This is a genomic window from Bacillus sp. NH11B, from assembly GCF_001884205.1.
Taxonomy (GTDB): Bacteria; Bacillota; Bacilli; order Bacillales; family Bacillaceae_G; genus Bacillus_A; species Bacillus_A proteolyticus.
The window spans coordinates 85,558-111,800 of the sequence record NZ_MAOG01000119.1; the positions used below are offsets into that span (position 1 = coordinate 85,558).

At 36.2% G+C, this 26,243-nt stretch carries 19 protein-coding genes, 2 pseudogenes and 1 riboswitch; of the genes and pseudogenes, 6 read left to right on the top strand and 15 right to left on the bottom strand.

Annotated elements, in window-relative coordinates; genetic code table 11:
- Nucleotides 1–11 precede the first annotated feature (11 nt).
- Nucleotides 12–2,914, bottom strand: a pseudogene (gene colA / locus BAU27_RS22380) (collagenase ColA).
- Nucleotides 2,915–3,277: 363 nt separating this feature from the next.
- On the opposite strand from colA, the gene BAU27_RS22385 reads away from it, so the two are divergent.
- Nucleotides 3,278–3,796: a GNAT family N-acetyltransferase gene (locus BAU27_RS22385; RefSeq protein WP_071747611.1), complete on the top strand. Its 519-nt coding sequence runs from the start codon at nt 3,278–3,280 to the stop codon at nt 3,794–3,796.
- Nucleotides 3,793–4,710, top strand: coding sequence for a GNAT family acetyltransferase (locus BAU27_RS22390; protein ID WP_071771987.1), 918 nt, complete (start codon nt 3,793–3,795; stop codon nt 4,708–4,710). Before BAU27_RS22385 ends, BAU27_RS22390 begins: the two co-directional genes overlap by 4 nt.
- Nucleotides 4,711–4,731: 21 nt before the next feature.
- Here BAU27_RS22390 and BAU27_RS22395 read toward each other — a convergent pair whose 3' ends face one another.
- The 5 genes from BAU27_RS22395 to BAU27_RS22415 all read right to left on the bottom strand — a co-directional run bounded on the left by BAU27_RS22395 (nt 4,732) and on the right by BAU27_RS22415 (nt 9,281).
- Entirely contained in the window at nt 4,732–5,640 is a 909-nt protein-coding gene (locus BAU27_RS22395) for a VOC family protein (RefSeq protein WP_071771988.1), read from the bottom strand.
- A gap of 75 nt (nt 5,641–5,715) precedes the next feature.
- Nucleotides 5,716–6,507: an amino acid ABC transporter substrate-binding protein gene (locus BAU27_RS22400; RefSeq protein ID WP_071771989.1), complete on the bottom strand. Its 792-nt coding sequence runs from the start codon at nt 6,505–6,507 to the stop codon at nt 5,716–5,718.
- Between the two features lie 11 nt (nt 6,508–6,518).
- On the bottom strand, nt 6,519–7,280 hold the full coding sequence (locus BAU27_RS22405) for an amino acid ABC transporter ATP-binding protein (protein ID WP_071747733.1): 762 nt from the start codon (nt 7,278–7,280) through the stop codon (nt 6,519–6,521).
- Between the two features lie 19 nt (nt 7,281–7,299).
- Nucleotides 7,300–7,968, bottom strand: a complete 669-nt coding sequence (locus tag BAU27_RS22410; protein ID WP_071771990.1) for an amino acid ABC transporter permease — start codon at nt 7,966–7,968, stop codon at nt 7,300–7,302.
- Nucleotides 7,969–8,037: 69 nt separating this feature from the next.
- Nucleotides 8,038–8,144: riboswitch (SAM riboswitch) on the bottom strand.
- 225 nt (nt 8,145–8,369) lie between these two features.
- Entirely contained in the window at nt 8,370–9,281 is a 912-nt protein-coding gene (locus BAU27_RS22415) for a VanW family protein (RefSeq protein ID WP_071771991.1), read from the bottom strand.
- A gap of 467 nt (nt 9,282–9,748) precedes the next feature.
- On the opposite strand from BAU27_RS22415, the gene BAU27_RS22420 reads away from it, so the two are divergent.
- Nucleotides 9,749–10,075, top strand: coding sequence for a hypothetical protein (locus BAU27_RS22420; protein WP_071747617.1), 327 nt, complete (start codon nt 9,749–9,751; stop codon nt 10,073–10,075).
- A 115-nt stretch (nt 10,076–10,190) separates the two neighbouring features.
- Nucleotides 10,191–11,282, top strand: coding sequence for a DUF3900 domain-containing protein (locus BAU27_RS22425; RefSeq protein WP_071747618.1), 1,092 nt, complete (start codon nt 10,191–10,193; stop codon nt 11,280–11,282).
- 316 nt (nt 11,283–11,598) lie between these two features.
- On the opposite strand, the gene BAU27_RS22430 is transcribed toward BAU27_RS22425, so the two are convergent.
- The 5 genes from BAU27_RS22430 to BAU27_RS22450 form a co-directional block, all read right to left on the bottom strand.
- Nucleotides 11,599–11,946, bottom strand: a complete 348-nt coding sequence (locus BAU27_RS22430; RefSeq protein WP_071771992.1) for a hypothetical protein — start codon at nt 11,944–11,946, stop codon at nt 11,599–11,601.
- Nucleotides 11,947–12,216: 270 nt separating this feature from the next.
- Nucleotides 12,217–13,062, bottom strand: coding sequence for an exonuclease (locus BAU27_RS22435; RefSeq protein ID WP_071747620.1), 846 nt, complete (start codon nt 13,060–13,062; stop codon nt 12,217–12,219).
- A 200-nt stretch (nt 13,063–13,262) separates the two neighbouring features.
- Nucleotides 13,263–13,463, bottom strand: coding sequence for a cold shock-like protein CspB (gene cspB, locus BAU27_RS22440; RefSeq protein WP_001179147.1), 201 nt, complete (start codon nt 13,461–13,463; stop codon nt 13,263–13,265).
- 218 nt (nt 13,464–13,681) lie between these two features.
- Entirely contained in the window at nt 13,682–14,581 is a 900-nt protein-coding gene (locus tag BAU27_RS22445) for a WD40/YVTN/BNR-like repeat-containing protein (protein WP_071771993.1), read from the bottom strand.
- Nucleotides 14,582–14,597: 16 nt separating this feature from the next.
- Nucleotides 14,598–15,041 carry a flavodoxin gene (locus BAU27_RS22450; protein WP_071771994.1) on the bottom strand — a complete coding sequence of 148 codons (444 nt, stop codon included), beginning with the start codon at nt 15,039–15,041 and terminating at the stop codon, nt 14,598–14,600.
- Nucleotides 15,042–15,356: 315 nt separating this feature from the next.
- Between BAU27_RS22450 and BAU27_RS22455 the strand changes: the two are divergent.
- A pseudogene (locus tag BAU27_RS22455) lies at nt 15,357–16,451 on the top strand (phosphodiester glycosidase family protein); the annotation flags it as partial.
- Nucleotides 16,452–16,489: 38 nt separating this feature from the next.
- Here the strand turns inward: BAU27_RS22455 and BAU27_RS22460 are convergent.
- The 3 genes from BAU27_RS22460 to BAU27_RS22470 all read right to left on the bottom strand — a co-directional run bounded on the left by BAU27_RS22460 (nt 16,490) and on the right by BAU27_RS22470 (nt 17,930).
- Nucleotides 16,490–17,110 (bottom strand): acetate uptake transporter, encoded by a 621-nt coding sequence (locus tag BAU27_RS22460; protein WP_071747624.1) that lies wholly within the window; start codon nt 17,108–17,110, stop codon nt 16,490–16,492.
- Between the two features lie 86 nt (nt 17,111–17,196).
- Nucleotides 17,197–17,592 (bottom strand): NUDIX hydrolase, encoded by a 396-nt coding sequence (locus BAU27_RS22465; protein ID WP_071771995.1) that lies wholly within the window; start codon nt 17,590–17,592, stop codon nt 17,197–17,199.
- On the bottom strand, nt 17,589–17,930 hold the full coding sequence (locus BAU27_RS22470; RefSeq protein WP_071771996.1) for an ASCH domain-containing protein: 342 nt from the start codon (nt 17,928–17,930) through the stop codon (nt 17,589–17,591). Before BAU27_RS22470 ends, BAU27_RS22465 begins: the two co-directional genes overlap by 4 nt.
- 139 nt (nt 17,931–18,069) lie before the next feature.
- Between BAU27_RS22470 and BAU27_RS22475 the strand changes: the two genes are divergently transcribed.
- Entirely contained in the window at nt 18,070–18,627 is a 558-nt protein-coding gene (locus BAU27_RS22475; protein ID WP_071771997.1) for a CatB-related O-acetyltransferase, read from the top strand.
- Nucleotides 18,628–18,674: 47 nt separating this feature from the next.
- Here BAU27_RS22475 and BAU27_RS22480 read toward each other — a convergent pair whose 3' ends face one another.
- Nucleotides 18,675–26,147 carry a DUF7507 domain-containing protein gene (locus BAU27_RS22480; RefSeq protein ID WP_071771998.1) on the bottom strand — a complete coding sequence of 2,491 codons (7,473 nt, stop codon included), beginning with the start codon at nt 26,145–26,147 and terminating at the stop codon, nt 18,675–18,677.
- Between the last annotated feature and the right edge of the window lie 96 nt (nt 26,148–26,243).

Genomic DNA, 26,243 nt, shown 5'->3' on the forward strand with positions numbered 1-26,243 from the left:
GCGCCCTTTTACTACTTCACTTCTACTGTATAATTCCCTGTTCCTCCACCATATTGATATACGTGTAAATAATACTTCCCAGGATACGTATAGTAGCTGCCCACTAATTTATTCCCTTGCGGCTGGGCATACGTAACATAATTATTTAAATCTGCTTCTGAATAAAGAACCCAGTTTATTCCGATATTATTTTCATTCGTTACGTTAATTTGAAGGTTTTTCGCAGTTTCTACATTTATTTCAAAATAATCACTTGTATCACCGTTTCCTAAACTAGCCCGTAACAATTGATTTGACTGCAGTTTATTCGCTGTTTTAAATGAATTATTCGGCTCTTGTTCTACACTGTTATCTTCTTTCTTTTTAACTATTACGCTCGTTGTAACACTAGTAGCTGCTCCTTTATCGTCTGTTACTGTTAATTTTGCCGTATATGTTCCTTCTTTTGTATAAACGTGAGTTGGATTTTGTTCATTACTTATAGTACCATCGCCAAACTCCCATTTATAAGAAGCAATTTTCCCATCTTCATCTTTTGATCCATCGCTTTTAAACGCGATTGCTTCATTCACATTTCCGCTATACGGACCATTTATAACCGCAATTGGTGCTTTATTCACTGCACCTTCTTCTGTATTAATGCCGTGGAACACAACATCATATTCAAATTGTCCTGATGCATTCACACGATAATTCACAAAGTAAGCTGTTACTGTTTTATAGCCTGTCCATTCTTTCGCACTTAAACGTTTTAACGTATCATTTACGTTTTGCGTAATTGCTTTCCAGTCTTCATATTCTCCTTTTGTAGCTGTTCCTGTATATGTTCCTTGTAGTGTAAATGTATTAAAGAACTGTGATTTATTTTTCTTTACTGATACATTACTTAATTTTGCTTCCGCCGTAATTTCTGCCGCAATATCTGAAACTGGTTTCGGTGCGTGAGTTGCTAAATAATCATCTGATACTAATGGAACATTATATTTCTCACGGTTATCTACTAACATTTGCATATAGTCTTGATACTCTTTATTTAAATTCGCATCTTTACTTAAAGCAGAGCGATATGCATCATATGCTGTAACATCATTTTTCCTAATAAGATCATGTATTTTGTCAAACATATCATATCTCTTATTGTACATATACGATTGTAAAGCGAAGGAATAATTATAGAAATCCCACGTTCCATACTTCGCATTTAACGTTCGCTCTGCCGTATAACGTTCTGCTGGATTTGAAGATAGCCCTCCTATAATGCCGACGTTGTCCGTTCTCGTTGCACCTGCAAAGAACTCAGCATTCCCTTCTTCAAACCAAGATAATCTCTCATTCTCATACATCTTACCTTGCCCCCAAAGTCCTGGCACTTCATATCTACCTTGTAAGTAATGCGTGAACTCATGTCGGAACAATTCTTCTAAACTATAAATACTTTCTTCTGGCGTACGTTCATAAGTAAAGAACGTACCTGTTCCTTCTATATAAAGGCCGCCGTTATTCGTTTCATATCCGTACAATTGACGGTTAAATTGATATTCAGCTGGACTATTATAAATAACCATTGTTAATACGTCATCTGGATTTCCTTTTTCTAAAGGTTGATCACTTTCAACCGTACGATGGAATTGTGCTTTCACTTCTTTTGCTGCCCAATATAAACGTTTCACTTTCTCTTCAGTCACTTTATCTCCGGCTTTTAAAACAATTGCACCATCATCAAACGTATACGTTTTTGGCAAATATTTTTTCTTACCATCTTCTCGTATTTGATCTAAATCAACCACTTTACCATTTGCATCTTTTCCGCCATAATTCGTCGTAATTTGCTCAGCTGCTACGAAATATTGCTCACCTAAATATGGGTAAATTTTCATCGCATCTGTTACAACTTGCAATCCTTTCGTCCCTGTACTATGGAACATACCGAGTCTACCTGTATAATAAATCCCATTATTAATAAGCCATCCGTTTTTCGCTGTAACTGTTCCCATTAACGCAAATCTACTTAACTCATTAATATAACTATCTATTTTTTGATACCACATTGTATCTTTCGGTGCTTTATTCGTATCGTACAAATACGACTGAATATCATAATCGACACCTTGCATAATATCGTACACTGCATTACCTGCTGAACGATTATCTATAAATGTAGAAAGACTATCATTATATTGCTTGAAAATGTTCGCAGCTGATGAAATCGTTTCCGCATCACTAGAAGCGTTTCCTATTAATTTTCCATATGACGATACAACTTTATTTTGTTCTAACGTACCGAGTTTGAAATTTGAGTTTTGAGAAATCGTTTTCAATGCAGGTAAGCACTTGTCATGATAGCTTCGTTCATTAAGTTTACTTAGTTCTGTATGATAAAACCCTAAATAAAACCCAGAACGTAATACCTCTACTAACGTTTCAATCCCTTTTGAATCATCCTTCGTATAAGTTTGTCCTTGCTGCTTCAATTTATCAATAATCGCCTGCATCCTACTATCATTTTGATAGAATGCAAGGCTGTCCTTATTAAACTGAAATAGCCCCGTAATTTGTTCCCAATTAATAGTTACGAGCAAATCTACTAACTGCTGATTACTTAATTGATTCAACTCAGCAATTGTATATGTTTTCGCTACAGCTAATTGCTGACTTTCTTTTTTTACTTCTGGTGGTCTTTGCGATAAATCGGCTAATTGTAGCCTTTTTTCAAACGATTTGTTTTCTAGCACTTTAGATGAGTGTGCTAACTCTTGCATCGGCAATTGTACACCAACTGGCTCCATTTTGAGCACATTTCGATAAGAAACTTGTTCCCCCTAGTATCCTCTGCCGATATGTTCCCTTGAAAACTACCTAACATTAAACTAGCAAAACTTACCCCTACTAAAATTTTTTTTGAATAGCCTTTCATAATCTCCCCTACCTTACATTTTTAGTGTCCCGCCCCATAATTTTACTATTCTGACTTTTTATTATGTATTGAGAAAAAATGATGTAACAAAAATTATCACACACATCCATTTATCGATATAAAATCATTCCATTAAAATTCACTTAATATCCCGATATATTTATGTTAATATTTTAAATATTAACATAAAAAAAAACATCCTACTTTTCATACGAAAACCTTTAAATTTCAAAGCACAACTCATTTTCATTTGAAAACAGAATGTGGATTGCATGAAATGAAGTTGAGAAAATCAGAAAACGCTTTCATTTTATGCCGCAATTTTTGTGAAATAATACATAAAATAAAAGGAGCTTACTAACAATGAACGTCTCTTTACTTACACCTACTACCGATTTACAAGAAGAATACTTAGATTTCTATAACGAATGGAAAGATAGCGGTGAAACGATGATTCCGTGGGTTATCTCAAAAGATCCTGCCAACTTCCCAGCTATGATTCAAGAACTACTCGATGCCCATAATGGAATAAATATCCCTGAAACTTGGGTACCGGATTCTACATATTGGCTCGTTACAGCTGAAAATAGAATTGTAGGAGCTGTTAATATACGTCATAGTTTAACTGATCATTTGTTTAATGCTGGAGGCCATATCGGTTATGGCATTCGTCCTTCTGAAAGAAGAAAAGGCTATGCTACGAAGTTACTAGCATTATCATTAGAAAAAACGAAGGAATTAAACATCACGAAAGCACTTGTCGTTTGCGACGAAGTGAATACGGCTTCAGAGAAAACGATTTTACATAACGGCGGTCTTCGTGATGAAGATTTCACTGAAGAAGATGGTAATGTTGTAAGAAGGTTTTGGATTGAACTATGAATAAATCATCCAACGAAAACACTCTTTTTATAAAGAAATATAAAGCAAGCAATGAATTAGAAGTAAAACAACTTATTGCTTTATACAATGAAGAATCTAATCTACTTCACTTATTACGAAATAATAAAGTAAAATGTGCGTATGTTGCCTACTATAACAAAGATGTAGTAGGCATTTTTATCGCCTGGAGCAGTAACTTCCATCCATACTGCACATACTTTCGAATATACACGAACCCTCTCTGCTCAAAACTACAAATTAAAAAACATTTATTAACTGAGGTTCAAAAACGAGAAAAATTCACTCTACCATTGCAGACTTCCATATGGGAAACTTTAGCTCAGTTAAAAGCCTTTTATGAAGAAAATAATTTTATTGAAATCCGAAGAACATATATGCCGATATTAGACTTACAAAAAATAGTTCTTACCAATACAGTTCTTACTTCAAATTATCGTTTACAAACTATATCAAATATTTTATCCGATAATAGTTTACTTAAAAAACTAGCTCACTTAGTAAAAGCAAATTACGAGCATACTCACTTAGTAAATCCTGTTGCCTCATTCCCTCTCGAAACTTGGCAAGAAATGATTTTGGCTGATGATGTACTACTAGATGGGAGCTTTCTCATTATAGATGAAGAGAATCAAATTATTGCGTACTCTTTCCTCCATACATCAGAAAAGGATAATACGTTAGAATTAGGATGGTGTGGGACTCACACTACAGAAGATTTACCATTACTGAAACTGCTCGTTTTCGAACAAACTACATATGCAAATAAACACAGCTATTCTTTCATACAAGGTGAATTCGATTCAACGAGTATATATGCAATGGAAATATTAAAATCCTTGCCTTTTAATCCTTGCCCTACTTGGATTACGTATCAAAAAGAAACCAGAAAGTGATTACACACTTTCTGGTTTCTTTTATACTGCTTCTATTTCAAACTGTACTGTAACACCACTTGGATCTACTACCGTAAATCCATTTGAAGTTTCATTTAGTTCATGTTGTTTTTCTATTAATCTTTCTTTCACTTCATCTAACGCTTCTTTATGAGGCAGTACAATCGTATACACTTTTAGTCCCGTTGCATATGCTGGTGGATGTGGATTATTTACCCCGTTCCACGTATTTGCACCAATATGATGATGATAGCCTCCTGCCGAAATAAATAAGCAATCATCTTCAAGCTGTTGTACTTCAAAACCTACTGTATCTACATAAAACTCATGTGCCTTCTCAACATCAGCTATTCGTAAATGTACGTGCCCAACCACCGTTTCGGCTGGTAGGCCATCAAACTCATAATCAACGAGCACTGCTAGTTCTTTTAAATCAAGTGGCGTACTTCCTCCTGGCCCTTCTCCCCACTGATCTCGCGGTCGGTCTGCATATATTTCGATACCATTACCCTCTAAGTCTTGTAAATAAAACGCCTCACTATACGTATGATCACTTGCGCTATTAAACCTTGAAATTGGTAAAATTTCATTTGAATATGTATAACGCCCTTCTTGCTCAGCTGGACTATCAATTACGTTCTTATTACGAAGCACACCAAATAATGCCGAAGCAAAAGCCTCACGAGTCGGAACCAAAAAGGCAACATGATATATACCAGTCGTACGTGGTTCTTGCAGTACCCCATCCTCCAACTTTTCAAGAACAAGCAGCGTATTCTTACCACCCTTTCCAGATAAATATGCTTTATTCCCCTCTTGTTTAATTACTTCTAATCCTACTACATTCTCATAAAAAGCAATTTGACGCCCTAAATCTTTAACTTTAAATTCCACATGACCAATATATGTTTTCGAATGAATTTGTACCATGAATAGCTTCCTCTCCAGTTCCCTTTAGTTTTTTATGTAAGTTGATAGGCAATAGGCCCATTCAACGAATACACCTTAATTTTGTTTTTTTGTAGCATCAATTTTTAGCCATTTTTTCGATATATCGCTTAATGTTCCATCTTGTTCTAATTCTTTTAACGATTTATTTATATCTTCTAACTTTTCACTCTTTTTTGCAAATGGAAATGCAGTCTCTCCCCATTCAAGTGGACCAAATCCTACTTTCACATTATCTAGTTTCGCCTTTGTTATTGTTGTTTCTACTTGAACTTTATCATTATAATAAGCATCGACGCGTCCAAATCCTACTTCATTCAATTCCGCTGTCGGATCCTCTGAGTATGTTTTAATCGTAAAAGCATTATTTTTATTTAAAGCTTTTAACTCTTGCTCTCCTGCCGTACCAAGTCCAACACCTACAGTCTTCCCTTTCAGATCCTCTATCGATTTAATTGTATTATTATCTTTCTTCACTGCGAAAACAGATCCTGAATACACATACGGGATTGAAAAATCATATTTCTTTTTTCTTTCCGGAGAAACGGATAGTTCATTTGCAATCGTATCAATACGACCAGAATCTAATAAACCAAATAATCCTTCAAAATCAGAAACATTCCATTCTACTTTATATCCAGCTTTTTTAGCAGCTGCTTCAATAATTTCAGCATCAAAACCTTTTACTTTCTCACCCTCTTTAAAAATAAATGGACTACGACCTGCAGAAGTCCCAACTTTCACTACTTTTTCATTCGTTTTTTCACTTGATACGTTTGAACCACATGCAGACAAAGCTCCAACTGATAATGTTAATGCTATCGTTAGTAATAATGACGATTTCCTCATAACTCTTCCTCCTAAATAACGAAATGATTTCCTTCTTCAGATGCATTTAATTGTCGTAAAAACTTTTTCGTACGTTCATTTTGTGGGTTTCTAAAAATCTCTTTTGGCGTTCCCTGCTCTACGATAATTCCATCCGCCATAAATATAATGCGATCCGCCACCTCTTTTGCAAAATTCATTTCATGCGTAACAATAACCATCGTTATATGCTGTCTTGCCAAGTCTTTAATAACTTGCAGTACCTCATTAACTAATTCTGGATCAAGCGCAGAAGTCGGTTCATCAAACAATAATACAACGGGATTTAAAGCCATTGCTCTAGCAATCCCTACCCTTTGCTGTTGCCCCCCTGATAACATCGTTGGATAAAAATCTTCTTTATCAGCTAATCCTACTTGTTTTAATATTTCTCTCGCTATTCTCTTTGCCTCTTCTTCACTTTTTTTCTGTACAACCGTTAATGGCGTTGTAATATTTTGCAGTGCTGTTTTATTTTTGAATAAATTATAGTTTTGAAAAACCATAGCTGTTTTTTGCCGTAATTGTATTATTTCTTTTTTATAAATTTTCTTCGCATGAATCTCTAAATCTTCAATTCTAATACTTCCATCATTCGGTTGTTCTAATAAATTCAAACATCTCAATAGGGTCGATTTCCCTGAACCAGAAGGTCCAATAATTACTACCACTTCCCCTTTTTTCACAGTAAGTGAAATTCCCTTTAACACTTCATTAAGTTTGTAGGATTTATACAAATCACTTATCTCAATCACATACTTCACCTCATTTCTGTTATAAATACGGCGCATCAAGTTTCTTTTCTAATTTTTTCTGCCCCCAGCTAATTGCAATTGTAATAATCCAATACACAATCGCTACCGCTAAATAACTTTCCATATAACGATACGATTGAGCAGCTAACATTTTCGCTTGTGCTAAAATTTCAGCCACCCCAAGCGCAAAAGATAACGAAGATTCTTTTAACAATCCAACAAAATTATTTCCAAGTGACGGCACTGCTACACGAATAGCCTGCGGAAAGATAATTTGCCGCATGGCTTGTGCTTTTGTCATCCCTACTGATAAACAAGCATCCATTTGCCCTGATTCAACAGCATTTAATGAACCTCGAATTATCTCTGACAAATAAGCAGCATTATTTAAACTGAGACCAATTAAGGTTGCTTGCATAGCTGTAAGTACTGTAAAAGCCGGAAATATTTGTGGCAATCCGAAATACAACACAAACAATTGAACTAATAACGGTGTTCCTCTAAAGAAAGAGATATACACCCTTGCAATTGGATATAAAAATTTCGGTTTGTTTTTTGTTATCATTGCCAAGCCAATCCCTATAAAGAAAGAAATAATCATGGAAACAACAGTAATCCCTAAAGTTATGTATACATACTTAAATAATTGCGGAAAACTTTCTAAAAAATACGTTACATCAAATTTCATTCTATCCCCCCTCTCTAAACAAAAAGCTCTTCTTATACATATAAGAAGAGTTGAATGTTAATCCATTTCCCCCCATCTTCCAAACGCATCATTCGTTTGCTGGAATTAGCACAGTACTTTTGTAGCCTGTTGCTGAGATTTCATCGGGCCAATCCCTCCATCTCTCTTGATAAGAAAACTAATAAATTTTTCCATTTATTAAGTTGTTATTATGAAGAATACAGCTGAATTAAAACAATGTCAATAGGAAAACTAAGAATTAAACCCAGACTTTTTTTCGTACATACGAACAATACGCCATCAAAATTACTCTTCTTAATAAATTGCACACAAAAAGCCGGTACTTCTAACAAACTTAGAAATACCAGCTTCCAATCTTTTACTCTTATAGCTTATGATATTTATCTCATTTTATGTACTTCAGCAACTAGCTTTCCACCTTGTATGCCCATATACAACTTAACAGGAGCATCATTCGTGTTTTCAAATACTAAGTCTAAATATGGATACGCAATTGTAGCATCTCTTCCTTGTGGTACATAACCTACTGTTTTAGAATGTGTAGTTCTCTCTACCATTTTCAAACCAGCTTGATCTGCCGCATTGAATAAAGTAGATGATGTTTGACAAACACCACCACCATATCCATCTACTAATTTACCATCTACAATTTCTTTTCCTAATTGGTACCCTTTATCTGGTGTTGTATCTCCAATTAGTGCATTAAAAGAGAAACGGTCTCCTTTTGCTAAAACAACTCCACTTACGCTCTGAGCAGATAAACGAATATTTTCAATTCGACCACCTGTTGAACCACCTAAATTCGTTTCATATCTACCAATTACAGTACCACTGCCTTGCGCATCACTTAATGTTGCAGTAGGTTTTTTCTCCACAATTGGTAACTGATAAGTAGAATCCCACATACCTACATTTAATAATTTGTCTACTAACTCTTTTTCCATTAATTCATACGAAGGTTTTCCTTCTTGCCATGATCCATCAGGCGCTATACGCGAAGGGACCATCTTTTTATCGACGCTTTTCCCAACTTCACCAGCAACCTTCGTTACCGATTTTTTGAATTTCGCTTCATCTTCAAAATAGCCTAAACTCGATAAATCTAGTTTCTTCACTTCAGTACCAGTACGACCATCCACTAGGCTAATTGAATCCTGTACATCAGCCTTAGCCTCTACAACGTTCCCACCAATATCACTCACTAATGCAACATCACTTACTTTTGCGCCACAACCACTTACTATAGCTACGCATAGCACCCCTACTAATATACCCTTTACTTTTCGGAACAATATACTCTCTCCTTTTCCCCAACATCATTTCTTATGTATTATTTCATTTTTATGTATGTTTTGTTACAATCATTTTACAATATATTTAGAAAATGTTACAAGTTATTTTTTACTCTATCTAAATTACTCTTTTCTTTTGTAAATGTCTATACATATTAATATAAATTTTCGAGTTTGATAAGATTGTAACTTTTATGTAACCTATCCCTATCCAGTATATACCATTTAACGCATGAAATACAATTGTAAAACTCTTTCATTTCACCTCTTTATTCACCTACATGCTTTATAAAACGTAATGCTGATTTCTCATATATGATCATTATTAAACAACTGAAACCAAATTTTTATAGATCAAAACAATCAATCCCTTCAGCGCATCTAGGTATTTGCCGTGCCACTACTCCGCTTCTACACATACATTATGGTGAATTTAACCTAATTATAAAGAAATGGAGGATGTGTTTATGTATCCCTACAATCCTTATGATCCATATAACCAATATGGTTACCAACCTCAGTATGATTTAGAGACACAATACCAACAATATATAGATCAATCAGAACAAGTTAATCCATATGATCAAAATCGCCAATTTCAACTTCCAATCTCTTTCCCTGGTACTGGAAACCGTCAACTAGAACGACGAGTAAATGAGCTTGAGCAAAGAGTACGTCAACTAGAAAACACAGTTGAGCGTCATACGCGTAGATTAAACCGCTTAAATCAGCGTTTACGTACAGTAGAAAATAGACTAAACATTCCATTTTCAGCATTAGAAGACGGATTTTAATTTCGAAAATAACAAATATATAAGGAAGGGGCTCCCCCTTCCTTATATAAATTGACGAAAGTTTTTTCCATCTCTATACTGATAAGAGTTAATGAAATGGAACAAGGTGATAAATATGGATTTTGAAATAAATTTTCTTTCCTTTTATGTAGTACAAGTAGAAGGAAAAGGTGAAGCAGTTGATAAACGCTATAAACATTTTCAAACATTAGACGCTGAAGAGTATGAAGATAGCTCTTTAAAAGAATTTTTGAATGGTGAATTATTAAAAATTTCAAAGCGAAAAGTAGAACGTCACGCAAAAACAGAACAAGCCCCAACCAAAATTGGTCGCTTTATTGTAGAAGAAGGACATGAACTTGATTCAAACCCTCATTACAACCTTTTTAATCGTATTCGCTTTGCAGAAACAAAAGAAAACTTCAAAGATATGAGCGAACCTCTCGTTTATACATATCTTGACACAAGCGCTGTACGTGGTGGTGTATTTTTAATCGCTCAAGCAAAACTACGCAAATACTTTGATGATCCATTCGTTTTCGTTATGAAATGTGACTTTGAACCGAAAGTTGCTTCTATTTCAGATGAATCAACACTGATTCGTAACGTTGAAATGGCCATCACAACAAAAAACATGAAATCTATCCAATATCCGTACATGCCTGAGGAAGGCATGGTCGAAGTAGGCGAACTAAAAATACACCAAGCATCACACGCCCGTTACTTTGAAGACTTCTTAAAATTCGTCGAATACGAACGCTCTATGCCTGAAATTATGAAAACACAAGTAATGGACATGGTATACGACCAAATTGAAGATGTATTTGAAGAAGGTACTGAAGAACGCGAACAATTCGACCAAGCGATGGAAGTATGGGCCGCCAGTCCGAAACGTGAAATTATGGAACAATTTTCAACCGAAGAAGTAATGGAAGCTACCGCTCAAATCGTCGAGCATGCTCCTGAAGTGGAATTAAAGCTAAAAGCAGATCATATCTCTGTGAAGGCCCTGCTTGCTGATTTTGGAGACTTAATACATATTGCAAAGGTAAACGACCGCTATGTATTAATGATTGAGGCTGACACACTTACGTTTGAAAAAGGCTTCTCTCCGATTGAGTTTCTGAAGCCGGATGAGTTGCAAGACGTAATTGAGCGGATTGAGAATAAGCAGCAGTATTCTTATGATCCGAACGGGAGTGAATAAATGCTTCCATGTACTAAACGTTATTTACATAAACAAACTATTTAGTATCTTTTTGTTTTACAGCATTACATGCTCGCTATTTGGAACATAGTTGCCATTTATATTAAAAACCGATTCTACTAAGAATCGGTTTCTCTGCTTTATAACAAAATATGCTTATTTTTAAATTTTTTTGTAAGGTCAAGTAGATCCCTTCCTTGCTCTACAAGCGTATTTCCATTACAGATATTTGCTTCAATATTTCTAGTTGACCAAGGTCCTTCTATAAGTTTTTGGTGTCCTTTCAGTCACTATGTATGTTGGTAAAATTAAAATTTCACTTCACTACCTCAAATTTATTGTAATCGTAAAAAGATAATTGAAAACGATATTTTGGATGCTCTCTCACCCAATCGTAGGCTTCTTCTAAAATATCCATTATATTTTGCGCGTCATTAAGTTCACTACATTCATTCTTTTTCTGTTTGCATAGAGGGCAGAACCCACTCACTATCTCGGCATTCATCGCACGAATAGTTTTACTTTCTAGGTCAACTACTAGACGAAGAATAAGAGAATGCTCCGCTTTTGTAGTCACCATCATTTCCGCAATCCCATCCTCATTCCAAAAGACTCCGTTTAATTCCATCTGTACGTTGACGTCTTTAATATCCAAGTCTACCACTATCACACCTCCCTTGTATAAAAATCTTATCTTACTCTTATATTTTAATCGTTAATACCCCACGGTTAAAATATTAAAGATCGCTTCCATTTAACTGTCCACTCTTTCATTTCTATGAGTTCTTATTTTATTAATACATTTTACAATTCTTACTACGCCTTTATTTTCAAAGCAATTATAACAACAAATTAATTTCTATTTAATATGAAGACTTTATCCACCGTCAAAGCGATAAAATTAAATTTATGTAGTTAGAAATGGAGGAGGATCTCATTTAACCTCTGTATTCTCCTCCATCTCAGCCAAATACCTAAGTTGCCGCTCTGCCTTTCTCACTGCAGTAGGAAAGTGTTTTTTTAGAAGTTCTACTGCAGATTCACTTATATAATATCTTTCCGTTATACTTTCCCACGTGTCACTACTTTCAAATACACTCCATACAAAAGGACGCTCTGCACTTTTTTTCATTTCTTTAAATGCCCATTTTCGCATCTTTTTTTTCGCTTTTTCTGTTAGTTTTCCGTTCTTTACAAGTTCAAGCTCACCATGTCTCTTGTATCGCTTATTAATATCTCTCTCACTATATGCTTTAAGAAATATATTCGCTGTATTCTCAGCATCTGCGAAAGCACGATGTTGCCTACCTTCCCACGTTAAATCAAGCTGCTCCACTGCAAATTGTAAACTTGGTGTATGCTCAAATAATTCTTCATACGCCTGGAAAACAAATTTTTGCACATCAAATCTGCTCTCTTTTTCCATACATGGGCATTCTACACCATGTAATGTACAATCGTGAGATAGAAAACGATAATCTTCTTTTCCCCATGAAATAAATATAGAATCTTCTCCGATAAACTTAATAAATTTCTCTATAATTTGAGGGAACTTTTCTACACCAATTAAATCTTTCTTTGTAATTCCAGTTAATTTTGTTGTATGACGAGTTAATGGGGCACTTGGTTTTACTAACTCTGAAAATTCTCCAATAATCTTCATTGTACTCACATCTATTTTTACAGCTCCAATATCAACTATTTCTGACGGATCTTCCGATTTATACGGCCTAAAATTCCTTTCAATATCAAACACAATAAAATGTGTAGCGTTTTTCAATTTGTATACCTCTTTCTAATTCCTATTAATACGAGAAGCCTATTTAACAGCTTTACTTTATTTTCAGTATCTATTTATACATGCAGTTTATACATTTAATTATAAACTAAAAATTCAGTCTTTTTTATAAATATACATAGTAGGACACCCATCAAAAAAAACGCAAAAAAAAGAAGGGCAAGCCCTTCTTTTTTTCATAATTACTTCTTGTTTACGTTTGTAGCTTGAGGTCCACGGTTACCTTGTTCTACTTCGAAAGTAACTTCTTGACCTTCTTCTAAAGATTTGAAGCCGTCGCCTTGGATAGCTGAGAAATGAACGAATACGTCTTCTCCGCCTTCAACTTCGATGAAACCGAAACCTTTTTCTGCGTTAAACCATTTTACTTTACCGTTTTGCATTTAAAAAATCCTCCTACAATGTACCTATATGTACATATTCATTTTCAACCACTTTACAATAATACGTCATAAATTAAAAAACTGCAACCCCCCGAAGGAGATTTAACATTGCTACCCCCTTGGAAGTTACAGCTCATTTAAATCTCTATATTATTAAAAGTAAAATGGTTTAAAGTAACTATATCATATCAATATAATAAAAGTAAAGTTTTTTTAAGCTATACAGCTTTTTTCTTCCATTGCATCGTTTTTAATTCACCTGATCCAGCTACAACATAGTCTTCTTTTTCATTCACAATGCGCCAACCATGCCCTTTAACCGAATCACATACTGTAACAATTCCTTCTTCAAGAAGCACACGGCAAACAGTGCTAATTCCCGCTTTATTTTGCGTTGACGTTGTATATAACACATGTTGATCTACACTTAAATCTAAATAGCTACTCGCTTTTCGTTCACTTTGACATGTATGCCAACATATTTTTTCATTCTCAATACTCTCATCTATTTTACAAAAAGAAATATTCCCATTAATTCCCCTGCACGATCCACTTGCCGCTACTAAATAGGAATTATGTATAGTCAACGCAGAAATCATCTGGTTCATCGCTATTTTAATCCTTTTTAATTTACGTGTCTCTAAATCAAAAAGCCAAACACCACCATATTTAGTATGTATTTTCGTACCGATAAATAAGTAATGTTTATATAAAAATAATGATCGAATAGATGGTGCCTCACTATCGTAATTAAGAAATGGCTGAATAGTCTCCCATGTGGAACCAAAATTATTAGAATGATACAGTGTTTTATCTCCATGAGCAATTACTGTTCCATTTTCATTACTACATACATTCCAGCTCGTTGCTTTCGTTGGAAAGCGCTGGATCGTCCACGTTTCTCCACCATTCATACTACGAATAAAAACGCCTTCGTCTCCTACTCCGTAAACTACGTTATCTTCACTATGTAAATCCCGAATTCGTTTTTGGAATCCAGTTAAAATCTGTTTCCATTCTCCATCTTTTTCAATGAATAAACCATTATATGTAGTAGCTAACAAAAGCTTTCCATCTCTTAACTTTGTAATAGCGGTTGCACTGAACTCTGTTTCCACGTTGACACTCCCATTCCTAGAACTTCTCAGCAAAAGCAATTGCAAAATTACTGCATTTTTCAACGTCCTCTTCATCTTCCGGAGCTAATTCAATTTTCAATCCTTCTTGTACAAGCTCTGCTCCGCATTTTACAAGACGTTCTTCAAATATCGTTACCGCTTCACAAAACAGTTCATACGCCGTATCACCTGATCCAAAAACAGCCACTTTTTTACCCGTTAAATCTATATTTTCTAACTCATCATGGAAATCTTCCGCTTCAAATGGTAATTCACCATCACCCCACGTATAAGATCCTAAAATGATTCCATCATAAGCTAATAATTCTTCAGCATCCATACCTTCCATCTCTTGTAATACTACTTCATGATTAAAGGCATCTAAACTTACTTTAATTAAATCAGCAATACTCTCTGTATTCCCTGACATACTTGCATACGCTATTAAAATTTTCGCCACTTTGGCATCCCCCTCTTACAATAAATGATTCTCATTCTCATTATATTAATAATGAGAATCAATTTCAATTATTATTTTCATCCGATTTATATCCTTTTCATTTATGTTAAAAGAAATCGTACATCTGACTATTACTTTTTCATTTTGAGTATTAACATTCATATTCGTCTATTGCCAAATCTAGTTTCTCAACTTATTGTATATACATCCTTTCACATTTAATATGTTGCATATATAATGCGAAAGGCCATTTACACATTTCATTTTTTTCAGGTAACAAACAATTTCGACTTTACAAAAAGAGGAGTCTTTATAATGAAAAAAATTTTTATTAGACTTTTAAAAATATCATCCCTTTTGACAGCACTATTATTAACAGTAGGTGCCAGTATTCTATTTGGCACTTCATACGGCCATAATTTACGTGTCATCGCAGCGGAAAGTATTTTAACGTCTCAACATCCGCAATACGCAAAAATTACATTACTGTCTGATAACGAGTTAAATGATATTTCTCAATCCATTACAAATCCAAAATGGAAAAATAGCGAGTTTGCCAATACAAAACTTTCAAAACAAGAATTAGAACGAAAGAAAAATTTACCACTAACTGTTTCGATTGAAACAGTTAAGAAAAAATATAACGACCATTTTTTCGAAGGTAAATTAATGACTATTAATAATCCATTAAATGTAAAGCTCGTTACACAACAAGGTTCACAAGGAAAAGACGTTGGGGAAAAAATATATGTCATGGCAAAACGAAACCATGCACTTGCTGCTGTAAATGCTAGTGGGTTCTGGGATGAAACGGGGCATGGTGGTGGTAAAACAGGCATCGGTATTGTTATGGAAAACGGGAAGGTCATAAACACACCGCAAGACATTAATACCCCTACTCTCGTCAGTGGACTTACAAAATACGGACAAATGGTTTCAGGAGAGTTTTCTGCTAATCAACTGTTAAATAAGAATGTCGTTTCCGCTGCTGGCTTTATGCCTCAACTAATTGTAAATGGCGAAAAAATGATTACAAATGATGGCGGATGGGGCTATGGTCCCCGCAGTATTATGGCTCAGAAAAAAGATGGATCAATTATGTTTTTCATCATTGATGGAAGACAACCTCATAGTATCGGAGCTTCTTTAAGAGACTGCCAAGATATTCTTTATGAAAAAGGGGCCATAAATGCAATGGCAATGGACGGGGGCTCGTCAGCAACATTGTACGCAATGGGAGACATTTTAAACATCCCTTCAACCTTATCTCATAAATCACGCTATTTACCAAACGCCTGGATTGTTACCGCGAACCCTAAACAACAAGTTCATGTAACGATAGATGGCAGCCCAGCAAGCTCTCAAAAGATTTCCGAAATGACAGGATCTACTGCTGTAGCTATAAATAAAAAAGAACGGATGACTATACAATCATCCGTTCTTTTTTATTACTTTTTAAAAATACCAAATGGTTTTCCAACTGGTAATACAACTTTTCCGAAGTGTGTATTTAACACGGCTGCTGCTGAACCATAGAAAGATAATAATGAAATACATAGTTCAGAATACGCTGCTAAATTATGCATTGCGTGCGGCATAACACCTAAAGTACTTAATGAAAGACCGATAAATAAGAAATCAATAAGGACGAAAATCATAAATAATACTTTATGTGTTTCCATTGCACCAATTGTCATAAAGATCGTGAAAATCAAGTATCCGATAAAGGCTATACCAAGCTGTTTTGAATCTGCAGTTTGGGCTAATTTTTCGCCAAATACTCCAAGTTGAATTAACCAAGTCATTCCAACACCTAACCAAAATAGGCCGTACGCACCAAATGCTGTTGTACCGAACGTATTATTATGCTTTGCATCGTGAATGCATGCAAAGATTTGTGCAAATCCTCCTAAAAAGATTGCCCATGGTAATACAAGTGAAACGCCATCTGTTAAGCCTAACTTTTGAGATGATGCTACAAGTGTTACCATCGCTAATCCAAATAGACCAATTCCAGATGGATCTGCTGTTGTCATTTTCACATGATGTGTAGTAGTTTGATTGCTCATATAAACCTCCTGATTATAAACATACTCGAATACAATACTTAAATCAGAAGGCTATGTCAATGGTTTTTTTTGTATGTTGTCAGACCTTATTCCCTATAATAATCGAATACACTTTGGGCCATTTCATACGGTTTTATATTTACATTTGGCAACTCATTTACCGGCATCCATAAAGGAATATAACTCCCTCTATCTTTCAGCTCGAACTCCTCGCCTTTACCACTTCCGAAAACTCCACCTATAATATGGGCATTATAATAATACTCCGTACCTTTATACTCCACCTTTGCAATCAGATGCTCCACTTGTATATGTACCCCTAATTCTTCATAAACCTCTCGCTTCGTTGCTTCTTCAGGTGTTTCTCCTTCTTCAATTCCCCCGCCTGGAAAAACAAAATACATCTCATCTTCTCGAACACGTTTTATAAGAGCAATTTTACCGTCCTGTACAATAATAGCCACGCCGCGATTTCTTCTCACTTTATTACCTCAACACCAATCGCAACTGTTCCCCATTCTTTTTCTTGTTCTTTCGTATAGATTTCATATGTACTTTCTAACATTTCTTCTATACTAAGTTCTTCACAATCAAATAATTTTTTATCAATTTGTTTGTACATTGCTTTAAAGCTTTCGTATCGTTTTATCTCCGTTACTTTTACAGCCATCGTTTCTGCTGTCGTAAGGTTCGTAAATACAATTTCATCGTCTTGTTTTATAAGTTGACGTTTTTTATCGTATAAGCGTACTTCATATACTTTTTTCCCTAATCGAATTGACTGAAAAGGTTTATTATATAATCCCATTTCGTATCTCATGCATTCCACTCCCTTTTATTCATCTTGCCTACTAACATTTTTGCACATTACTATTTCATACAACATAGTTCGCCTTACTTCACCTTGCATATAATGTTCCATATCCATTACTTTCTTTAGAGAGGATGCTAAAATTGGTATGTTATATTTAAATCAAAAACCTGAATATAATAAATATGATATCGGTGATTATACTTACAGTAAAGTAGGCCCTATTATTTTTTCTTGGAATGATGAAACAAAATTAAAAATAGGTAAGTTTTGTTCATTAGGAGAAGAAGTCGTTTTCGTACTTGGCGGTGAACATCGTGCTGATTGGATAACAACATATCCATTTAATGTCCTCTTCGAAGAAGGAGCACATATTACTGGTCACCCTTCATCAAAAGGTGATATCGTAGTTGGCAATGATGTATGGATTGGTTATCAATCCTGCGTTTTATCTGGTGTTACAATTGGTAACGGGGCCATTATCGGTGCAAAAAGTATAGTTACAAAAGACGTACCTCCATATGCAATTGTGGCTGGGAACCCTGCCAAACTAGTTCGATATCGTTTCCCGCAAGAAATCATTGAAAAACTAGAAAACCTTGCATGGTGGGACTGGGACATTTCCGTTATAAAAGGAGCTATTCCATTTCTACTCTCCAACAAAGTCAACGAATTTTTCACTTCTCCCGAAGAAGAAGCTACTTGATCCAAACAAAAAGAGCATCCTATTCTTTCAGGATGCTCTTTTTGTATTTATTTTTTATTTATTTGTAAGTGATTACATGGAGAACATTGAAATGGAATTTTATCTAAGCAATTAAAGTTCGTTTCGCAAATTTGTTCTATCGTTGGAACAAATAGAATGACCACTATGTTACTTTCTATTATTTGTGTAACAGGTGGCAATACTGTACCTACTTGATGTTCAAAGCGAATACTCGCTTGATTAATATAATTTCCTGAACCACTTGGTGCACTCTGAACTGCTACTTGAAACGAAACTGTCCGCGCTTCACCCGGATTTAAATTTCCTATAAGAAACCCTGATACTGGACTTACATTTCGTAATGGAACACTATCGACTATTACGCTTCCAGGGATAAATCGAACACTACTATCTAATATGTCTTGAAAACGAATATTTTGCATGACAGTATCACCTGTATTTGTAATGACTGTCGTAAACGTAATGACATCTCCAATTGTTGCCGCCTGTAAATCTGCCGTTTTTACGACTGTCGTTGAGACATTTTGAGGGATAAACGGGATAACAACTGTATTGCTATCACCTTCAACTACTACAGGCGGCTCATTCGGATTTACAGTTGCGAGCCCAGTCGCTGTAGCAGTATTTGTAACTAAATTATTTATTTGTCCTCCCGTTATTACAACTTGGAAATTAATAATTGCCGCATCATTCGGCTGAAAATCACCTAACGGAATACCCGTATTCGGATTGGTAAATGGAAGAGGTACATCATTTACCGTTACCGTGCCATTTATAAATAACGTATTTGGATCAATGATATCTGTTAAAACAATATTCGTCACAGGAACTGTACTATCATTTATAACGGCAATGCCGTAAGTGACAACATCTCCTACCATTGCTACTTCAAAGTTTGCTCCTTTTGCAACAAATAAGATTGCAGTGTTTACCGTTACAATAACTGTATTACTCGTGTCCATCACTGTAACTGGCGGCTCTCCTGGTACTAAAATATATTCTGCTAACACTCCAGCGACGTTCACTACTGTACCACCATCTGGAAAACTCGTAATTGTAGCTTCATATGTTACAATCGCCGTCTCACCGACTGGAATGTCTAAAATCGTAAATCCAACCTGCGGATTTACTCCTGGACGCGCTACTCCATTTACCGTTACACTATTTGGTACAAAAGCCGCTTCCGGAGATAGCACATCAATAAATTGAACATTCATTGCATCAGCCGTACCAGTATTTAATATGCGAACACGATACGTTACCGTTTCTCCTACTCCAACAATTGAATGATCTACTTCTTTCAGCATATCTAAACTGCCTCTATTTACTGGTGTGACTGTCGTATTACTTGAATTCGTAATTGTAAACGGTGGTTCTCCTGGAATCAATTCGAAATCACCAGTTACTCTCGCTGTATTCATAATGCTACTAGAAGGTGGAATTGCGATTACATTTACTTCAAATGTGATTAATACGCTATCCCCTACTGCAAGATTTGGTAATGAAAAGCCTACAAAAGGATCTAAACCTACTTGTGGAATCCCATTTATCTGTACACTTCCAAGAACAAATTCTAAACTAGCGGATGGAACATCGATAAACTGAACATTCGTCGCCAGTACCGTTCCTGTATTCGTAACTTGCACACTATAAATTAACGTATCTCCTAATCGCGTTGCTTGTTTATTTACAGATTTTATAACGCTAAATCTTCCTCTATTCACCCTCGTTATTGTCGTATTACTTGGCTGATTTACTACAACTGGTGGTTCTCCTGGTACTAAAGTAAAACTCCCTGTTATATTTGCAACGTTCGTAATTGTTCCTGATGACGGGATGTTTGTAACTGTCGCTTGAAACGTCACTATTACCGTTTCTCCAACGAGTATATCTCCAACTCCAAAGCCAGTAATCGGATTTAAGTTTGGTTGCAGGGCTCCATTTATCGTTACACTATTTGGGACAAATGACGCTCCTGCTGAAATCATATCAATAAACTGAACATTGTTAGCTGTTACTGTTCCCGTATTCGTTATTTGCACTGTATACGTTAATACATCGCCAACGAGAGTCGCAGCCCTGTTCACCTGTTTTATAACATTAAATCGTCCTCTATTTACAGTTATGAGTGTTGTATTGCTTGGCTGATTTACTACAACTGGTGGTTCTCCTGGTACTAATATAAAGCTTCCAGTCACATTTGCCGTATTGGCAATCGTTCCGTTTGATGGAACACTGACAACTGTTACTTGGAATGTGACTTCTACACTTTCCCCTGGATTTATATCTGGAAGCGAGAATCCATTATTAGGATTGAATCCAGGTTGTGACACACCATCTATCGCTACACTGTTCGGTACAAACATTATAGACGAAGGTAATATATCACTATATTGAACATTCGTTGCTACCACTGTCCCTGTATTTTGAACTACTGTTGTATATGTGATTGTATCGCCTATTGCAACAATTGGCTGACTTACTGATTTTAAAACATTCAAACCAGTTTCATTTATTTCTGTTAATGTCGTGTTACTTGTCGTTGTCTCAGTAATAGGCGGCTCTGTCTCACTTACAACAAATGTCGCTGTAACATCTACAAAGTTTACAACTGTTCCACCTTGAGGGATGATCGTTACCATCTCTTGGTATGTGACAAGTACAAAATCATCTACAGGTATATTTGGAACTGTAAAACCGATAAAAGGATCTAATCCTGGTTCTGGTACTCCATTTATGCTCACACTTCCCGGTACAAATTTTACACCAGAAGAAGTCGTATCGATAAATTGAACATTCATCGCTGGCACTGTTCCGAGATTAAAAATCAATACATCATACGTTAAAATTTCTCCTACAGTCGCTACTTCTTTATCTACTAGTTTTAACGGAAAAATAAACGCTATATTAATCGTCGTAACGACTAAATTTGTTAATATCGTTTCCGTAATCGGTGGTTCTTGCGGGTTTGGTTGCGAAGTAAATGTAACGTCTGCATCATTTAATATGACTTCATTATCTGGAATTTCTGTAATCGTCACTTGGAACGTTACCTCAATACTTCCGCCATTAATTAATAATGGCGTAACTGTAAATCCTATTTCTGGATTTAAATCCAGTTGCTGCACCCCATCTATCGTTACACTATCTTCTACAAATGTCGTCCCTTCTGGTATGACATCTTGGAAGAACACATCTGTAACAGGTATAATTCCTACATTTGAAATTAACACGGTATACGTTAATACATCCCCAACTGTTCCAGTTGCAACGTCAACTGTTTTTGTTGCTGTTACTTCACCAGGAGGAGGTAACGGTATTGTAACTACTGTCGTATTACTTGAATTTGTCGTTGTTACAGGTGGTTGTAAAGGATTTAATAAGAACGTGGCTGTAGCAGATGCCGTATTTAATACTGCTCCGCGCGGGGATGGCGCAACTACTGTAACTTGGAACGTTACAGTCAATGATGTCCCAGCTGCAATATTAGGAATCAGAAAACCAACATTTGGATCAAACCCAGGTTGTGGCGTTCCATTTATCGTTACACTATTTGCTACAAATGTTGTTTCTAGAGCAATTGGATCAATGAAAGAAACATTCGTCGCTAGTACTGTGCCGTTATTCCGAATGACAACAGAATACGTGTAAGTTTCTCCAAGTGCAGCTTGTTGTACAGATGAAGATTTTTGTATATTTAACTGTGCTGTATTTACTTGTGTCACTACAAAGTTACTATTCGTAACATTCGTTATAGGAGGCCCTGCCGGATTTATAAGGAAACTTGCAGTAACATTCGATTGATTTCTTATATTCCCCCCGCTTGGAACAATCGTCACTTTAACTTGAAACGTAATTGTAGCGGTTTGCCCGACTGGAATATTTGTAACTGGAAAACCTTTCATAGGGTCCGCACCTTGCTGAACGACTCCATTTATCGTGACACTATTCGCTACAAATGTAGCTCCAGATGGGATTGGATCTTGAAAAATAATATTTGTGGCAGGAACAGTTCCTGTATTTTGAACACGAATCGTATATGTTAACGTATCTCCTTTACCTGCTTGTGATGTATTTACACTCTTTATTACATTAACTGAACCTACATTCACTCGCGTCACGACTATATTACTAATCGTTACAATTGTAATCGGTGGCTGCAAAGGACTTACTTGAAAATCCGCAGTTACATTTGCATTATTCGGAAGTACTCTATTCATTGGCACACTTGTGATTGACACTTGAAAAGTGACCGTTACCATCCCTCCTACTGGAATATTAGCAAGTGGAAATCCAGTTGTTGGGTTTAAACCTGGTTGGGGCGTTCCATTTATCGTTACACTATTCGCTACAAACGTTGTTCCAGATGGAATCGGATCAAGGAATGATACATTTGTCGCTGCTACTGTTCCACTATTTTGTATAGTAACTGTATATGTTAGCGTATCTCCTTTACCAGCTTCACTTGCATTTACATTTTTCCTCACATTTAACCCTGAAGAATTCACCACTGTCATAACAGTATTACTTGGTACTGTTACAGTAATCGGTGGCTCTGTTGGATTTACAAGGAAATCTCCAGTTACATTCGCATTATTTACGACATTATTTCCTTGGGGAATTTCATCAATTAATACTTCAAACGTAACAATTACACTCGCACCAGTAGGCAAATTATTTAATGGGAATCCAAGTTCTGGATCAGCCCCTTCTTGTAAAACACCATTAACCAATACACTATTTTCAATAAATAGCGTTCCTTGTGGAATTGAATCTTGGAAAAATACATTTGTAGCTGGTACACTACCTGCATTAATTATTTCGATTGTATATACTAAAACATCCCCTACCGTTGCAACACTCGTATTCACAGATTTTATAACTTCAAAGCTCCCTGTTTGTACTGTCGTATTCACGACGTTACTCGGAACAGTAATAGTAACTGGTGGTTCACTCGGATTCACTTGAAAACTTGCGGATACAGTTGCACTATTTAAAATATCTTCATTTTCTGGATCCTGTACAATTAATACGTCAAATGTGACTACAACGGTTTGAGCCGCAGGAATATTTTGAAGAGAAAATCCTGTATTCGGATTCAATCCACTTTGCGGTACTCCATTAATCGTTACAGAATTTGCAACAAATGAAACAGCGGAAGAAATAGTGTCTTGGAAAAACACATTTGTTAACGGAACGTTTCCTGTATTTTGAACGGCAATCGTGTACGTTAAAGTATCTCCTACTGCCGCTTGAGCTGTATTTACTTCTTTTATTACATTTAAACCACCTGTATTAACTTGTGTTACAACTGTATTCGTTTGTCTATTAATCGTTACTGGCGGCTGATTCGGAATAACGACGAAATTAGCAGATACATTTCCGCGATTCGCAATCGTACCTCCTGATGGCGTTGATGTCACTCGTACTTGAAAAGTCACTACCCTACTTCCACCGGGAGATATATTTGCTACTGTAAACCCAGCCGCTGGATTTGCTCCAGGTTGCGAAACTCCATCAACAGTTACACTATTTGGGATAAAAGTCGTTCCAATTGGGATTGGATCTTGAAAAGTAACATTTGTCGCAAGTACATTTCCGATATTTTCAATTGTAACTGTATACGTAAGAACATCATTAACCGTTGCAAAAGCTTTATCCACTGTTTTTCTCGTTCTTATATCAGCTATATTAATAGTAGTAAATACAGTATTACTTGTCGCTTGCCCTGAAACTGGTTGTTGACCAGGCACTGGAGTAAAGTTAAATGTTACACTCGCACGATTTGGAATTGGATTTACAAGAGGACTCGATGTTACTCGAACTTGAAAGCGTACTACAGTCGTTTGCGAAACATTAATACTTCCAAGATTAATACTACTTGCTGGATTCGCTCCTGGTCGCGCTACTCCATTTATCGTAACACTATTTGTTACAAACGTTGTTCCAGCAGGTATACTATCAACAAAAATAACATTATTTGCAGCGACATTCCCATTGTTCGTGACATTCACTGTGTAGGTTAATACGTCATTAAGTGTTGCCGTCTGTAGGTCTACAGATTTTTGCAAACTTAGATTTGCACGGTTTACCGTCGTCTGTACTGTATTTGAAGAAGCTGTACTTGTGATAGGAGGACTTCCGACGAAAGGACGGAATTGGTAAGATACCATTGCACGGTTGGAAATTGGATTTGGATTTGGGAATGACGTAACTCTCACTTGAAATGTAACAATTCTTTGAGCGTTATTTGGGATTGTACCTAAATTTATTCCACTAGCTGGATTCGCACTCGGCTGCGTTACTCCTCCTACTGTCACACTGCCGGCTATAAATGTCGTTCCATTCGGAATACTGTCTTGTAATACAACGTTATCTGCACTTCCCGTCCCTGTATTCGGAACGGTAATCGTATATGTGAGAATATCTCCAACTGCTACCACTGTTTTATCAACAGATTTGACAGGATTTATAATCGGCCCCGTCGCATCTATTTGAACACCAAAACCAGCTGCAGCATATCCATCTCCATTTGTAATGAAGCGAACTGTTGCTGACGTTTGATTATTCACTAATGATGATGAAGCATCTACATTCGTAATATCCCACCCTTGTCTTCTGACAGCCAAGGCTGCCCCTAACGGCTGATTCAAATTTCCAAACGTGCCGCTCGTATCTAAATTCCCATTGTCATTACAAATTTGTGATTGAAAGAAATTATTTGCGGGATTTCTCGGTCCGAATAATGCAACTGTAGCATTAGCGTTCGGCCCAAAACGAAGTTGATCTCCAACAATGTTAGAATCACCTTCTTGAGCAGTTACAAGTACTCTTCCTGTAACTGTCCCCGTAGACGGCGTTGCAAAACCAGAAATAATAGCATCAACTGGTGGCGATGAAGCATCGATGATTTCTTGACCTGCATACACTGATAAATTTCGAAGTGGTAAACTCGCATTTTGATAAACTACCTCAAGTGTCCAGCCTACCGATCGACTAATAGTTGAATTGGCAGCAGTTCTCGCAGCAGGAACACTCCCGGTTGTATATGTCCCCGCTCCTCCTCCATTAACAAAGTTTGTTACATTGGCAGATCTAACGTAATAAAACTGATTCCCAACTGATCCTTGTTGAGCAGTTGCAGGATCTGGTGCAACTGAAAATGTTCCTGCTGGTGTTGTAAACGAAATATTATCATTTAAAAATGCAGTAACATCCTCAGTATCAGTCCTGTATGTGCCAGCCCACACTAGTTCTGCGTATAAAACACTACTCCCTGCTGGAAGGTTTAAAATTGCACTTGAAGAATTTAATGGCCAATCATTTGTCGTTCCTGCTGGGAACCCTGGCACTTGAAGCGATGTATTTACTGTAGTAAATACATCAATCGTACCGAAGTTATTGCCTGGTGCAGGAGATGTAGGACTGAGTCCCAACGTGTTCCCAGTGAACGTGACGGCACCAGTTACTGTCGTTGTAAAGCGATTCATAAAAGGCACATAATCATCTCATTTCATTTATAGTAAAAAGTGCTCTATACTATAAAATGTAGACAAACTATAGAGTGTACGTTGTCCAACAAAATTCCGCACATA